Origin of the sequence: Syntrophotalea acetylenivorans, from assembly GCF_001887775.1 — a bacterium.
Lineage (GTDB): Bacteria > Desulfobacterota > Desulfuromonadia > Desulfuromonadales > Syntrophotaleaceae > Syntrophotalea_A > Syntrophotalea_A acetylenivorans.
On the sequence record NZ_CP015519.1, the window covers coordinates 1,132,887 to 1,147,608 of the forward strand.

A 14,722-nucleotide genomic window follows, 5' to 3' on the forward strand; every position below is an offset into this window, starting at 1 on the left:
AAAAACAGCCGTAAACCTGCCGGGAACTATCGTTTCTTAATTTTCCCTATCCGGAACCATCCCTACCCGCACTGATCGATGATCGGCCCGACCATGATCATCGACCACTCTCACGGTAAAGCTGCCGCTGACCGGTGACCAGAAAAAGGTTTCTCCCGCTTTGGACGTGCCGACAAACCTATCGTCAACAAACCAGTACAGCTGTCGTACATCTCCATCGGCCACAGCACTGAAAGGGATTTGTTCCCTATCCAGGGTTTCACTACGCAAGCGATATTCGATATGAGCTGTCGGTGACTGGATCAGGGGTGGCGTTCCGCTTCTGCTTTGGGTATCAAGATCGCAATCTTCATCAAAAACCGGCGGATTTTTCAGAGACAAACCGGCTTGGCGGAAGATGCTCCGTAGATCGGAGGGCCAAAATTCAAAGACGCGCAGTTCGGTTCGGCCCGGTATCGGCCTGCAAGTTCTTAAGCCGCTCTGCTTGTCCACGGAAACAGCCCGATGAATAGTCGAGACTTTAATCGGAGAGACCCCGGGGATGAACCAGGACTCGCTGGTACGGGGGCAGTACCGACCCGGCAGATCGCCGGTGTCTGCGCACATGGCGACTTTCTCTAAATTAAGCAGACCGGGCTTAAGGCGGCCGATGGCCTGCCAGGGCTGGCCGTGGCTAAGGCTAGTAAAGATCTCGAACAACAAAGGTCCGGCGGCCTTGCGCCCGGTAAAGGCACGATTGCCGGTGCCGTCGAAGTTGCCAATCCACACTGCCACCACATAGGGGCCGGAAATGCCGACTGCCCAGGCATCACGAAAGGCGTGGGAGGTGCCGGTCTTCCAGGCAACCTGCAGACCACTTCTGTTCTGGCCGGGAAGCAATGTCCGCACCCCTGACGGATTATCACGCAGGATATCCAGAACCAGAAAACAAGCTTCGGGACTCAGCGATGCTGGCACCTCCGCCGCCGCTGGCGCATCCGTCAGGAATCGCAACGGTTGCATCTGGCCGCCATTAGCCAGCATGGCGTAGAGCTTGAGCAAATCGAGCATGGTCAATTCAACGCCGCCGAGACCCAGGGCCAAACCGTAATAGCTTTCATCCTGTAGCTTCGCGACCCCGGCGGCTTGGAGCAGTTCGTAAAGCCCCGGCTTGGCCAATTGAGACTGCAGGGCGGCAGCCGGCACATTGCGGCTGGCAATAAGGGCGTCTCGGGCCAACATGGGGCCAAGGAATGCCTGGTCGTAATTTTCCGGAGCGAAGCCTCCATATCGATGCGGAGAATCCTTGAGCATGGTCATGGGGTGGATCAACCCCTGATCCATAGCCAGGGCATAGACAAAGGGCTTTAGGGTCGATCCGGGGGAACGAAGAGCGTTGCAGCCATTGACCTGGCCGTCAATGGACGTATTCCAGAAATCCGCCGAGCCGACCAGAGCCACTACCTCCATGGTCCGATAATCGAGGATGGCCACAGACGCGTTGGTAATGCCGAACTTTTTTCTCCGGTCTACATAATTGGCCACCCTCTGCTCAACCAAGCGCTGTAGGTCTCTATCGATAGTTGTTTCAATACGCCCCTGCTGGGTCGTGGATAATTGCTGGTCAAGCTCAGCAATCAAATGGGGAGCGCGAAAGGGTAATTTTTCCGGCGGGCGAACCTGCAAAGGCAAATCAAAGAAGGATTGCATCCGAACCGCCTCGGGATGCCGGGCTTTCCAGCGTTGAAACAATAAGTCGCGAGCGACCTTGAGGGCGGCGAACCCTTGAGTCGTAGTGGGGTTACGTTTGACGGGGTTCTGCGGAATAACACACAGACTCAAGGCTTCTGGCAGGCTCAAATCCCTGGCGGGCTTATCAAAATAGATCCGGCTGGCCGCTTCGATTCCCTCGATATTCCGGCCATAGGGGGCGAGATTGAGATAAGCCTCGAAGATCTGGTCTTTGCTGTAATGGCGGGACAACTGCAGGGCGCGCAGGATTTGCACCAGCTTGCCGGAAAGACTACGGGTCTGCAGGCGCCAGCGCAGCCGTGCCACCTGCATAGTGATGGTCGAGGCGCCGACCGGGCGCTCCCTTGTTACATAACTGCTCCAGAACGCCCGCAGCAGTGCCTGGAAATCGACTCCGAAATGGCGGTAATAGTCCTGGTCTTCGTAAAGCAGGGTAGCTTCCCGCAACTCCGGGGCAACCTCACTCAGCGGAGCCTGCAGGCGGTAGCGATCATCCCCGGCCAGGGTGAGGCGCAACAAGCGACCTTGGCGATCGAGGAAAGCCCGTGAGGTCGTCTCAGAATTCAACAACTGCGGCTTAGGAATGGCAAAAATAATGGCCGAGACCACCAGCACGACGAGCACGACTGACCGCAAAATTCTTTTCATTGACAAAAACCCAAAGGACCTGTCTCACGCAAAGCCGCAAAGCCGCCAAGGAGACCTTAAACTAATTCCTGACCCATGATTTCTTGACCCTGAAGTGCCCTTCTTTGCGTCTTTGCGACTTAAGTGAGCATCAGCGAACGGGCGTGAACAAAGTAGTTGAATTTCAGGTTTTGACAAATCACGATCCTCCAGGAGCCGACGGCGCAACGCTGAACGTACCGGAAACTCCGGAGGCCCGCACCGCCCTATCGTACATGGCTTCGGCCCATGGCGGCGGAATGATGAACTCTCCGGCACTGGTCACCTTGGCCCGGTAGCTCAATTCCCTCACCGAAGAATCAAAGAAACCATAGAAAACCACCCGGTCTTCCCGGACGTCTACATAGTCGGCGCGCCAACCATCCACATCACGGGGTACTGAATCGCGAACCACCTCAAAACCACCAGGAAGCAAATCAATGACCGCAACGTTGGAAACTGCTTCCTCAAGGGCTCGGACCCGCAGACGCACTGTAACCTCCTGGCCCTGTTCCAGCTCATCCACCGGACTACCGTCCCGGTCGAGAAAATCACGGCTGATTTCCAACTTTTCGCGAACCGTAGCAGGCGGCAACTCCCGGTCGAAGCCTGCCTGCGACAGCAGATAAAATAACGGACCATCAGCAGAAACCAGTATTTTGGCGGCATCGGTTGCGAAATTGGTCTGCGGCAAGGGCTTTGCCTCAGCCACCAGTTCCCGCTCGTCTCCGCTACGACCAAGGGCGCTAAAACGAATCGTTTCATCACCCGACGAAGAATCGCCCAACTGACCGTAAGCCCCCAGGGCCAGAATGGTGTAAGCGGCAGAGATGGTATTATAGCGACCGCGAAATACTGGCTCGACGAAGTTCAACAGGACTTCCCCATCGAGCTGTGCCGCCCGCTGGGGAAAATGTCTGGCCAGCAAATAGACAAACTGGGCGTCGCGGGTCAAGGTCGAATGGAACACACCCTCCCCCTTGCCTGCAGTATTTCCTGGACGGTAACGACCAATCAGTTGCTCCGCATCGTCCCGCTTTTGTAACAAAGCATAGGCACTGGCCATGTAAGAAGCCGCCAGATCCTGCCGCCAAACCTTTCCATGGTGCTCTTCCAACCAGCCCTGCAAGCTGACCAGATGATTGGTAGTCACCTCGGCCATGCGGGTCAACAGATAAATGGCGTAGGCCCGCACCCGGGCCTGCTCAAGGCTATCGGGGGTTTGACCAACATAGTTCCGCAGATAGTCTTGTCCTCTACCCATCAACTCTTCAGGAACGGCATAGCCAAGCTCCTTCGCCTCAAGGAGAAAATGTAGTACGTAGACGGAGGGAAATTCAGCCACCTCGCTACCACCCGGCCAGAAACAGAAGCCTCCATTGGCCAGTTGGCGCTCCCGCAGCTTGGCAATAAGGGTGGCAAAGCGCTGCTGGCTGTCGGCGGCGTGAGGTGCGAAGGCCGGATGGCTCATCAACCCGACCAGCGGAAAGACCTGGCTAACCACCTGCTCGGTGCAGCCGTGGGGAAAATGCTCCAGATAGGAGGACAGGCCGTCAATGAGCACCAACGGACTGCTGGATGCCATCACCCGCTGTTCAGCAAGATTAGAAAAGAGGAGACGCGGCACCACCAGACGGGCCTTGCCATTTTTGGCGAAACCGCTGCTCAACGTGGCGGAGTAAGGAATCGACGGACGGATGCTCAGGGTCGCCCGCCGCGCAGCCTTTTCCTGACCAGAGGTGACAATGAAATTAACCTGGGCCGCGCCGAGCTTGTCCTTGGCCTTGCATTGGAAGTGCACGGTCTTTTCGCTGCCTTCACTGATGGTCAGCTGCCTTTCATTACCCCCTATAACCCCCAGATGCTCCGAAGGTTCAATCCGTATCGTTACTGGTGCGTTATCGCCAGAGCCTTCCAGGATGTTACTGATGCTCGCCGAAGCCCGGAAGCTGTCGCCAGGCGCGGCCTGGGTCAAAAGACTGGGGGTGATCACAAAGGGGCCGCGGACCAGACTGGAACTTTCCGCCACGCCAATGGCCTCATCTCCCACCGCAACGGCCATAATCCGCAAGGTACCGGAAAAAGAGTCGGGCACGGTGAAGTCGACAGTGCGTCTGTCGCTATCGGCATCGATAATACCCGACCAGAAGACGGCCGGTTTTTCCAAAGTGCGGGCAAAGGGATTGAGATTGGCGGCCAGAGCTTTACGCATGCTGGCTTCTGCCATACCGCCTCCACTGGCGGAGAGCTTACGAATGATATCGAATTCGGGCAGGATCAAATCGAGCATCTGTAAAGTATCGACCTGCAAGGCCCGTTTTTGTAGAAAATGGTTCAAAGGCTGCGGCGTTCGATAACCCGCCACCTGCAAGATACCCTCGTCAACCGCGAACAGGACCATTCGCGCCGATCGAGACGCACTATAAGCGATCTCCAGTTTCTCGCCAGGACGTACCCGGGGAGCCGCCTCGATATTGAGCTCGATGACCCGCTGACTGCGGTCAATAGTGAACGGCGCTACGGCGTAGCTAAGTGGGCTGGTAAAGATCTCCTTGGAACTGGCATCACGGACAAAGGTCACATTGACGTAGGCATTCCCTTCAAGACCCTTGGGAATGGCGATGCTCTGCATGCTGCTGGTGGTATCGGTAGAGAACCATTTCCAGGCATGCACCCGATCGCTTTCGATGGTGATCAGACCACTACCCATGTAGGGAGCGGTAATGTTCATCTCTACCGTATCCCCTGCTTTGTAGTCCTTGCGATCTAACTTAAGGTCGAGTTCGGCATTCTTTTCCAATTGACCCAGCAGGTTGCCATGACCGACCACGGTAAAACGCACCCTGGCCAGTTTAAGGCCCTGAGGGTCTAGCAACTCCCAGAGGTAGCTGCCGGGCTGAGCCGTAGGCAGTTGATAGCGACTGCCAGAGGCGCCTATGGCAAAATTCTCGGTCTGCAACTCCTGTTCTTTTTCTACGGACTGGTAAGCGTAGGTGCCGTTGGGTTGCTGCACCAGAGTCGAGACAGTACGAATTTCCGTCAATCGCGCCTGCAATCCTTCTAAAGCCTGGGCCTTGAGTTCCGGGTCTATGGCGATCAATTCGACAAAGCGTTCCGCATTCTGGTTGATATAGTCCAGCGACCCGTCGCTTTTGGTACCGACCAGTGTCTTCAAAGGGGAGAGCAACAAACTGTTACGGGCCGTGACGCTGCGCCCGCCGCCAGGTTCGAAACCTTCACTGGTCAAGGTCAGCAAATAGGTTCCCTGCGCAAAACGTTCAAGGGGCAGATTAAACTCCACCTGGCCCTGCTCATCGGTAATTTTAGCGGGCAATTCTTCGCTGACGTCCAAAGTCGGCTGCTCCGGATCGTACCAAGGATCGATAAAAGTAAAGTCCCGGTACTCCTTGAACCGGAAACGGGCACTGCGTACGTTCATCAAGGCGGTCACCTTGCGACTCTGGGCTGGAGTTCCGAACAGGTTGTGCAATCGCACTTGCGCAGTGAGTTGTCCGGCACTGCTCCATCCCAAATCCTTGACCCCGACCACTGTGCTCTGAATCTTCAAGGTGTCGGGTTGAAATTCCTCGACCCGAAAATCGCCCGAGCCGATCAGACGGTCCCGGTATTTGTCATCACGCACCAGGTAGAGAGCGACCTGATAGCTGCCCGTCTCGGAAACGGGTTGAGTGGCATAAGCGTATTCGAAAAAACCTTTCGGTGGCAGGTTAAGCCGCTTACTGGCCACCTCATGCCCTCGCGGATTGCGGATTGCGACCTCCACCGGAATCCCTTCGATATTATTCAAGGGCTCGGATTTTACAATACAACCGAGGTTAACCAATTCTCCGGGTCTATAGATGCCCCGATCGCTGAACAGAAAGGCCCCTAAACTTTCCCCGTTTTTCTCTCCATCCCACTGCCGACTGTGCACACCGTCGACTTCAAAACGAGACAGATTCAAACGTCGGGATGAGCGTTCAAAGGGGATAAAGGCCATATCGTTAACCGTTTTAACCACATACACAGTGGGCGCCTGCTCGTTGGAAAACCCGCTGGTTACGGGGAAGGATACATGCCCCTCAGCATCGGTGGTACGCGTCAATAAAGGCAAACCGTTGCGGCCCTGCAGGATGACCTTCGCCCCGGCCACCGGTCGGCCGTTTGCAATGGACTGAACAAAAACCTCGTGACTTTGATCGGCATTATCCTTAACCAACAGGCCGAGATCGGTCACCAGAATCAACCGTTTATCGCTGATCCAACCCATGGAGCGCTTGTTTTCTTTATCCCAGCCGCTGACCTCGAGAAAAAACAGACCGAAGTGGTCCCTGCCGGCAGGCAAGTGGGCGCTTAGATCGACCGATGCATAATTGGCCTGTTTGGGATGCAAGGGCTTCAAATCGACGATCTGCTCGGCATAGGTAACGACGTTATCCTGATCGAATCGATAGTGTTGAAATTGGGGATCGCGCAGATCACCTCGGGTCTGGCTGATCAGGTGCTGCAGCTGGCCCGGCAAAACCTTGCCGATGCGCACCCGAAAAGCCTGCAACCCGCGGCAGAGCAATCCCAGCTGATGAGCTCCGGTCAAAGAAAGCAGAGCTCCGTCTGCGGCAAGGCGAATCTCCTGAGGGTAACGGGGAGTCCTGACCAGGGTGTCGTAAAAAGACTTATGAACGAAACCGCCCAAAGAGGTCAGGTCCGGCTTGAGACGCAGATAGAGATGGCGGTTCGGCGGCACGTCGAGAGGAACGTGATACTCCCGGGCAAAACCGAGCTCTGTTTCAAGAGGGGAAACTTCCAGAGGAGTAGCCTGAGCAAGAATCGCTTCCGTCACCTCTCGAGGGCTACGCCAACGGCGGTTTTTCCGTTGCGAATTGCGTGGCGGCAACAGCCAGATTTGCAGCTTATCCGCTAGTTCTGCTTCGGCAATATCGTCAGTGAAACGCAGGGTCAGCATCTGCTGCGGTTCATCTTGCGGATTGCGGACGATATCCGTTGAGACATTGTCCACTTTCAGAAAACTGCCGAGGTCGGGAATCAACAGTTGCTGCGAGGCTTCCTGCCTGGATGGCGCTCCACCGATACGGTCGGTCACGCCGGGCTTGATGCTCAGCCGCAGATAATTGGAATGCTCAGGCAATTGCAGCGGCACACTCTTTACATAGGCTTCGCGACGGTTTTTATCGAAGCTGACAGTGAAATCGACAGCAGCCGGAGGGGTCTCCATCCCTTCGTCGGAAGGGCGCATGGACATGGTTAGCTGTTGTTGAAGGCTCTGTTCGTTTACAGGGTGAGAAAACCGCAAGGTCGTCACGGCTTGTCGAATCTTGCGGTCCCTGGGGTTCTGATAAAACTCCAGAGGCTCAAGGTCAATACGTAAGGGGGGCGTTTGGAACTCGTAACGCCTGCTGCTGAGTCGGATCTCTGGAACAAAGGGCTGTTTGCCGAAGCGGATGCGAAACCGGGTACCGGCCGGCCATTCTTGTGTGGGGACAAAAACCAGATCCCGGTCCCCTTCCCAACTCCAGTGCCCCGCCATCTGCGGATCGAGGCGAATCCCCTGGTCAACCTGCTGATTGACCAGGTCGAGGCGCGCCATCGAGGGGATTTCATCGGGCACTTCCTGCTGTGAGCCTGCCGCAGCCTTGTCATAAACAAAGCGAATCCGCAGAGGATCGGGCTGCGAATGTTCAACGTTGGGGGTCACCCCCGGCGCCTCAATTTCTGCGATCAGGGCTGGATGTTTGGGAAGTCGTTGGTAAATACCATATCCGGCAAAGGATCCGAATACCAGTGCCAATTCAAGAATCAGCCAAATCCAGAATCGCCCCGGACGTTCTCTGCGTAATCGTCCTAATGATTTAACCCAGGGTGGCGGCGCCCAGAACAGAGAACCGAAGAGATTTTGCAGTAAACGGCCAACAACACCGAGGAAATTTGCCATCCTTTCCCATCCTTATATTGCCAACAGTGAGCTTAACTTAAAAGGCGGCAGGAAACCGCACATTAAATTTTATCTATCCAGCCATCCTACGTGGATTGGTCGCCGAGATCAACGATTCTAAAAACAACTCTCAATTCATCCTTCGGCCTCAGGCTGATCCTCCGCAGCTGAAGACTCAACCGGCAGCGATATTCCGGCAGAGATTAAAATGGCATCGACACTTCCACCATCCAGGACCTCTTCTTCCAGCAACGCCTCTGCCAAGTTATTGAGCGCCTCCCGATGAGCGACCACAAGGCGGTCAGCTCGCTCCTCGGCACTCTTGACGATCTTTTCGATTTCCTGGTCGATAATCCAGGTCATCTGTTCACTGAAGGTCTTGCTCGTGGCAAGCTTGCGGCCCAGAAAAGGGTGCTCTTCGCCGCGATCAAAGGTCATTGGCCCGATCTTGTCGCTCATGCCCCACTGACAAACCATCTTTTCCGCCAACTCACTGGCTTGCTTCAGGTCCTGCTCGGCGCCAGTGGAGTATTCGCCGAAGGTCGCCTTTTCCGCAGCCCGCCCGGCCAGGCTAACAACGATACGGGTCATCAGGTAAGAACGGGGATAGTGGTAGCGGTCGTTTACAGGCAATTGCTGAGTAACGCCGAGCGCGCGACCCCGGGGAATAATGGAAACCTTGTGCACCGGATCGGCTCCGGGAGAGAGTTTGGCCAGCAGGGCGTGTCCGGCCTCGTGATAGGCGGTGATGCGCTTTTCCTGATCCGTCAACACCAGCTTGCGTTCGGCGCCGAGCAATACGCGATCTTTGGCCTTCTCGAAATGGATCATAGCGACCTGCTCGGCATCCTCCCGAGCGGCCAAAAGCGCCGCCTCGTTAGCCAGATTCTCAAGGTCGGCGCCGCACATGCCAGGCGTAGCCCGGGCGATAACCCGCAAGTCAGCATCCTCAGCCAGCGGCATCCGCCGGGTATGAACTTCCAATATCGCTTCGCGAGCCCTCCAGTCAGGCCGCCCCAGCACCACTTGACGGTCAAAACGGCCGGGACGGAGGAGCGCCGTATCGAGTACGTCGGGCCGATTGGTGGCCGACATGACGATAACTTCTTCGTGGGATTCGAAACCGTCCATTTCCGACAACAATTGATTGAGGGTCTGCTCCCGTTCATCGTTGCCGCCGCCAAGGCCGGTTCCCCGGGAACGGCCGACAGCATCGAGTTCATCAATAAAAATAATACTCGGCGCACTTTTTTTTGCGGTGTTGAACAGGTCACGGACCCGGCTGGCCCCGACCCCGACAAACATTTCGATAAACTGGGAGGCTGAAATAGAGAAAAACGCTACCCCCGCTTCCCCGGCCACGGCACGGGCCACCAGGGTCTTGCCGGTACCCGGTGGCCCGACCAATAACACCCCACGGGGCACTTTGCCGCCGATTTTGGCAAATTTCTTGGGGTTCCTCAGATATTCGACGATTTCCAACAACTCTTCTTTGACTTCATCAAGCCCTGCCACATCCTTGAAAGTGACGTGAGATCGCTGCTGCAGATAGAGCCGGGCACCCGACTTGGAGAAACCTCCCATCAGCCCTCCACCAGGTCCCGGACGATTGCGCAAGCCCTTGAGGATGAACCACCAGACGCCGATGATCAGCAGCCAGGGCAAAATATAGACCAGAGCCGTACTCCAGGGCGAGGGCTGCTCTTCTTGCCGGGCTTGAATCTCTACATCATGCATCTCAAGTGCAGGGAGCAGTTCCGGGTCGGGGATAGGAGGGACAACGGTCTTGAATTTCAAATATCCCGTCTCTGTAGCCACGGTACCGGTGGCCTCGACCACTACCGCTTCACGAAACTCTCCGCTCATCTCTTGTCCCTGGAACACCAGTTTCCCTATATTGTCTTGCTTGAGCTCAGCCTTGAAGCGGCTATAACTAATATTGGCCACCGGCTCCTGACGCTTAGGTGCCATGGCTAAATAGAGATAGTTGAAGAAGGCCACGATCGCCACCAGAACCACCATCTGGCGCCAGAAATTCTTATTCATAGCAACTAATCCGATCTAATGGGTATTTACAGGAACGCCCATGAGTGAATATCTGCATTCTTCTAATTAAATCAGTTACAATTATAACAATGGACCGTGACTTGGCAACCGTGTCACCCCTGTTGGGAAGCCCGTTTAAAGTGTGCCGGCAGTTGCCTTTACCAACCAATTCTGCTAGAGTCGCGCTCCATCTTCTACAGGTTTCCCGGTAGCAATAATTTTGGCGAGGACCGCTCTATGTTTAAATTCGATCTGCTCAACACCGATAACTCCTGCGCCGCTCGTCGCGGTCGGCTTACTACCCCCCATGGGGTTATCGAAACACCGATCTTCATGCCCGTCGGCACCCACGGCGCGTTAAAAGCCATGACACCGGCGCAGGTTGAAGAGACCGGCGCCCAGATTATCCTCTCCAACACCTACCATCTGCATCTCTCTCCCGGTGAAGGGCTGGTGGAGAAAGCCGGCGGCCTGCACCGCTTTATGAACTGGCAAGGACCGATCCTGACCGACAGTGGCGGTTTTCAGGTCTTTTCTCTGCCCAAAAAGCGCATTACCGAGACTGGGGTCTTTTTCCGCCACGAAAACACCGGAGAAGAGATCTTTCTCGGACCGCAAGAAGCGATGCAGATTCAAAACACCCTGGGGGCCGATATCATTATGGCCTTTGACGAATGCATCCCCTTCCCTGCCACTCACGATTACGCCTCCAAGTCGATTCGCAAAACCCTGCGCTGGGCCGAAGAATGTATCAAACATCAAGCCCGTAAGGACCAGGCTCTGTTCGGTATCGTTCAAGGGGGAATCTACGAAGACCTGCGCCAGGAATGCGCCAGGATCATGAGCGACATGGACTTTCCCGGGTATGCCGTCGGCGGCGTCAGCGTCGGCGAGGGACTGGAGTTGCTGAAAAAGGTCGTTGACTACACCGCCCCCATGCTGCCGGTACATAAACCACGCTATCTGATGGGAGTCGGGCTGCCCGAAGATATTCTCGAAAGTGTTGAACGAGGTATGGACATGTTCGACTGCGTGATTCCGACCCGCTACGCCCGCAGTGCCACTCTCTTTACCAAACGGGGTAAAATTCGCCTGACCAACCGTCGCTACCGCCGGGACTTTTTTCCCGTCGACCCGTCCTGCGACTGCTACTGCTGCCGTAATTTCAGCCGCGCTTATTTACACCACCTGTTCCGCTCCAACGAAATTCTTTCTGCTACTCTGGCGGCAATTCACAATGTACACTTTTATCTGAATATGATGAGCCAGGCGCGTCAGGCCATCGAACAGAACGACTTCAAAGCTTTTAAAACCGAGTTTCTTGGTGAGTATCTCTCCGGGAATTGACCAATGGTCAGGAACCGGCTAATAATGATGCCATGAACATCGAAGCGAACGATGGACAACTGACGGCCGAACTGGCCCGCCGTCTGCACCGGGCCCTGTCGGCCGATAAGGGTCAGCTTTACAACTGCCTGCAAGACCCTGCTCCCGAAGTACTAAGGGCCACGCTGCGAAACCCCGGGCTGCGGGAAGAACATCTGTTGGTGCTCTTAAAAAGGCAGGACCTGCCGGAAGATCTGCTCAAAGCTATCTATCAGCTCGACCAAACCGGGGCCAGCCGCCAACTCAAACTGGCACTGGTTAAAAATCCGGCGACACCTGCCCCCATTGTCCAAACCTTGCTGCCCCACTTGCACCTCTTCGAATTGGTCGACCTCTGTTTTCTGCCTTCGGTTACAGCCGATCAACGGTTGGCTGCCGAACGTAATATTCTACTTCGATTAGAATCCGAACCTCTGGGGAACTGCATCACCCTGGCCAGGCGCGGCACCGCTACGCTGGTCGGTGAACTGCTCATCAAGGGAGAGCCGCGCCTGATGGAGCCCTGTTTGAGCAATCCAAGACTTAAAGAGGCCGCCATCGCCCGTTTCCTGCGGGGACCGAAGGCAACGGCGGAAACCATCTCGATCATTGCCCGTCATCCTCGTTGGAAAAATCGGCCCAACCTTCGCCAATCGATACTGCGCCACCGCCAGACGCCCCTTGTCTGGTTTACCCTGTGGTTGCCGAAATTACCGAAACGCGACTTGCGGACCTTGTTGCTGTCTCGCCAGCCAACCTCGGCCCAACAGGCCCTGATCAATAATGAACTGAAACGACGCCAAAAAGGATGACACTGACCAGCCCGGCAACTGCAGAAATTTTAATGGGGCCAAATTTTCATCTTCCGTTACATCACTGTAATATGCTAAATTATTGCGTTTAAAGAATCGAGACACCGGCAACACAGGGCTAAACAATCGATACCGCCCAATCAAAAGGCGGCAAATCTTCCTTAACAAAATAAAGTTTCCGCCTTAAACAGGGCGGCAACCCTTTCATAAAAATAATCATAATCATGATAACTCTGTTGATTGTTGACGACTCACCAATTGCCCGGCAAATTCTCAAAAAATGCCTGCCCAAAGAGGATAATTATTCAATTATCGAAGCGTGCAACGGTCAAGAGGCATTGGAGAAGTTCCGCCAATTTCGTCCTGAAATCACTTTCATGGACATGACCATGCCGGTCATGGACGGCTTTCAGGCTATTGCCGAAATCAAAAAGCTCGATCCGCAAGCCATTATCATTGCCGCCACAGCCGATGTGCAAAAAAAGGCCAAGCAACGCATCGCCGACCTTGGCGCCCTGATGCATCTGCCCAAACCCGCATCTCCAAAAGCAGTCAGAGATGCCCTCGCCAAGGCCGAACAAGCCCTTCGGGAACAGATCTAAGGAAGAGATGATGGCAGACGTTCAATTTTCCAACCTGGAAAAAGATATCCTGCAGGAGCTGATGAATATCGGCTTCGGGCAGGCAGCGGCGGATCTGGCCCAAGTCATCGATCTATCCATCGAGCTCAGCGTCCCCGACATTCAACTCTTTAAAGCCTCTGATCTGCGTGATCATATTGCCAATGAGGTTGATAGCGAAACAGAGTTCAGTTTGGTCGAACAGTACTTCCTTGGCAAATTCAAGGGAATTGCGCTGCTGGTCTTTCCGGCCAAAGCCGGCAAACAACTGGTTTCCCTTTTCGGGTTGCAGGACCAGCGCAACGCACCATCGGAACGCCTTGAACTACTGGAAAAAGAGGCCATGATAGAGGTCGGCAACATCCTCATCGGGGCCTGCGTCGGCAAAATCACCGAACTACTCAACGATGTGGTCATCTATTCACCGCCGCGGGTCATGATTCAGGATGTGTGCAACAGCACCTTGCCGAAAAACCTGTTTGATCCCGACAGCATGGCGATTTCCATGAAAACCGTCTTCCATTTCGAGCAACAGGAAATCAGCGGTCAGCTATTTTTGATTGCCAACCACGAATCCATCTCCTGGCTTAAAACCGCCTTGCATGCATTCATGGAGCAGTACGAATGATCTTCAACCAGATTTCCGATATGATCAACATGGGTTTGGTGGTCATCGACGAGGACCTGAAGGTCCACTTCTGGAACCGCTGGATGGCCTTGCATAGTGGCATCGAGCCTGAAAAGATTGTTGGACAAAACCTGTTTGACTTCTTCCCAAACCTCAACGATCCCAAGTTTTTACGCAACTGCCGGTCGGTCTTTGCCTTTGGCAATTTTGCCTTCTTCTCCCAAAAGCTCCACCGTTACCTGTTCCCCTTTCTTCCCGCCTACAGTGATAAGGCGCGTTTCGATTATATGCAGCAGAGTTGCACCATGGGACCGATTAGGGATGAAGAGAAAAATATTCGCTACATCTTTTTATCGGTAAATGATGTGACCGAGGTGGTCAACTACGAGGAACAGTTGATCGAAATGAACCGGAAGGATGTATTGACCGGCATCTTTAACCGCCGTTTTTTTGCTCAGAAAATTCAGGAAGAGTTCGTTCGAAGCCGCCGCCACAATCGCCCCCTCAGCCTGATTATGATCGATATCGACCATTTCAAACTGATAAACGACCGTTACGGGCACCAGGTCGGCGACGAGGCACTCAAAGCCTTTTCCACCAGAGTGCTGAAGCGGATTCGCAAAACCGATGTATTCGCCCGTTATGGAGGTGAAGAATTTGCTTGCCTGTTGCCTGAAACCAGCGGTTCTTCGGCCCTGGTTCTGGCTCAAGACCTTTGCCGCATTATTGCCGAGGAAAACTGGATCTGTCGTGATGTGAAGTTGCAGATGACCATCAGCATCGGTATTGCTGAAAGGCAGCCGGACATGGCGGATAGCGACGCACTACTTAAAAAGGCTGACGACGCCCTGTATGAGGCAAAATCCGGCCGCAATCAAGCCATTTTGTACGACTAGAAACTGCG

General features: G+C 54.6%; 8 protein-coding genes. 5 read left to right on the plus strand and 3 right to left on the minus strand.

What is annotated here, in order from left to right; translation table 11 throughout:
- Positions 1-36: 36 nt before the first annotated feature.
- From pbpC to ftsH, 3 genes are all read right to left on the minus strand, one after another.
- On the minus strand, positions 37-2,379 hold the full coding sequence (gene pbpC / locus A7E78_RS05185) for a penicillin-binding protein 1C (protein ID WP_072283238.1): 2,343 nt from the start codon (positions 2,377-2,379) through the stop codon (positions 37-39).
- Positions 2,380-2,557: 178 nt separating this feature from the next.
- The gene (locus A7E78_RS05190) at positions 2,558-8,347 is read right to left on the minus strand and encodes an alpha-2-macroglobulin (protein ID WP_072283239.1); all 5,790 of its coding nucleotides are present in this window, start codon (positions 8,345-8,347) and stop codon (positions 2,558-2,560) included.
- 135 nt (positions 8,348-8,482) lie between these two features.
- Complete coding sequence (gene ftsH / locus A7E78_RS05195) at positions 8,483-10,393, minus strand: ATP-dependent zinc metalloprotease FtsH (protein WP_072283240.1); 1,911 nt, start codon at positions 10,391-10,393, stop codon at positions 8,483-8,485.
- Between the two features lie 237 nt (positions 10,394-10,630).
- On the opposite strand from ftsH, the gene tgt reads away from it, so the two are divergent.
- The 5 genes from tgt (at position 10,631) to A7E78_RS05220 (ending at position 14,714) form a co-directional block, all read left to right on the plus strand.
- The gene (gene tgt / locus A7E78_RS05200; protein ID WP_072283241.1) at positions 10,631-11,740 is read left to right on the plus strand and encodes a tRNA guanosine(34) transglycosylase Tgt; all 1,110 of its coding nucleotides are present in this window, start codon (positions 10,631-10,633) and stop codon (positions 11,738-11,740) included.
- A 32-nt stretch (positions 11,741-11,772) separates the two neighbouring features.
- Complete coding sequence (locus A7E78_RS05205) at positions 11,773-12,570, plus strand: hypothetical protein (RefSeq protein ID WP_072283242.1); 798 nt, start codon at positions 11,773-11,775, stop codon at positions 12,568-12,570.
- Between the two features lie 224 nt (positions 12,571-12,794).
- On the plus strand, positions 12,795-13,172 hold the full coding sequence (locus tag A7E78_RS05210; protein ID WP_072283243.1) for a response regulator: 378 nt from the start codon (positions 12,795-12,797) through the stop codon (positions 13,170-13,172).
- Between the two features lie 10 nt (positions 13,173-13,182).
- The gene (locus tag A7E78_RS05215) at positions 13,183-13,818 is read left to right on the plus strand and encodes a chemotaxis protein CheC (protein ID WP_235606799.1); all 636 of its coding nucleotides are present in this window, start codon (positions 13,183-13,185) and stop codon (positions 13,816-13,818) included.
- On the plus strand, positions 13,815-14,714 hold the full coding sequence (locus A7E78_RS05220) for a sensor domain-containing diguanylate cyclase (RefSeq protein WP_072283245.1): 900 nt from the start codon (positions 13,815-13,817) through the stop codon (positions 14,712-14,714). Before A7E78_RS05215 ends, A7E78_RS05220 begins: the two co-directional genes overlap by 4 nt.
- The last annotated feature ends 8 nt before the right edge of the window (positions 14,715-14,722 follow it).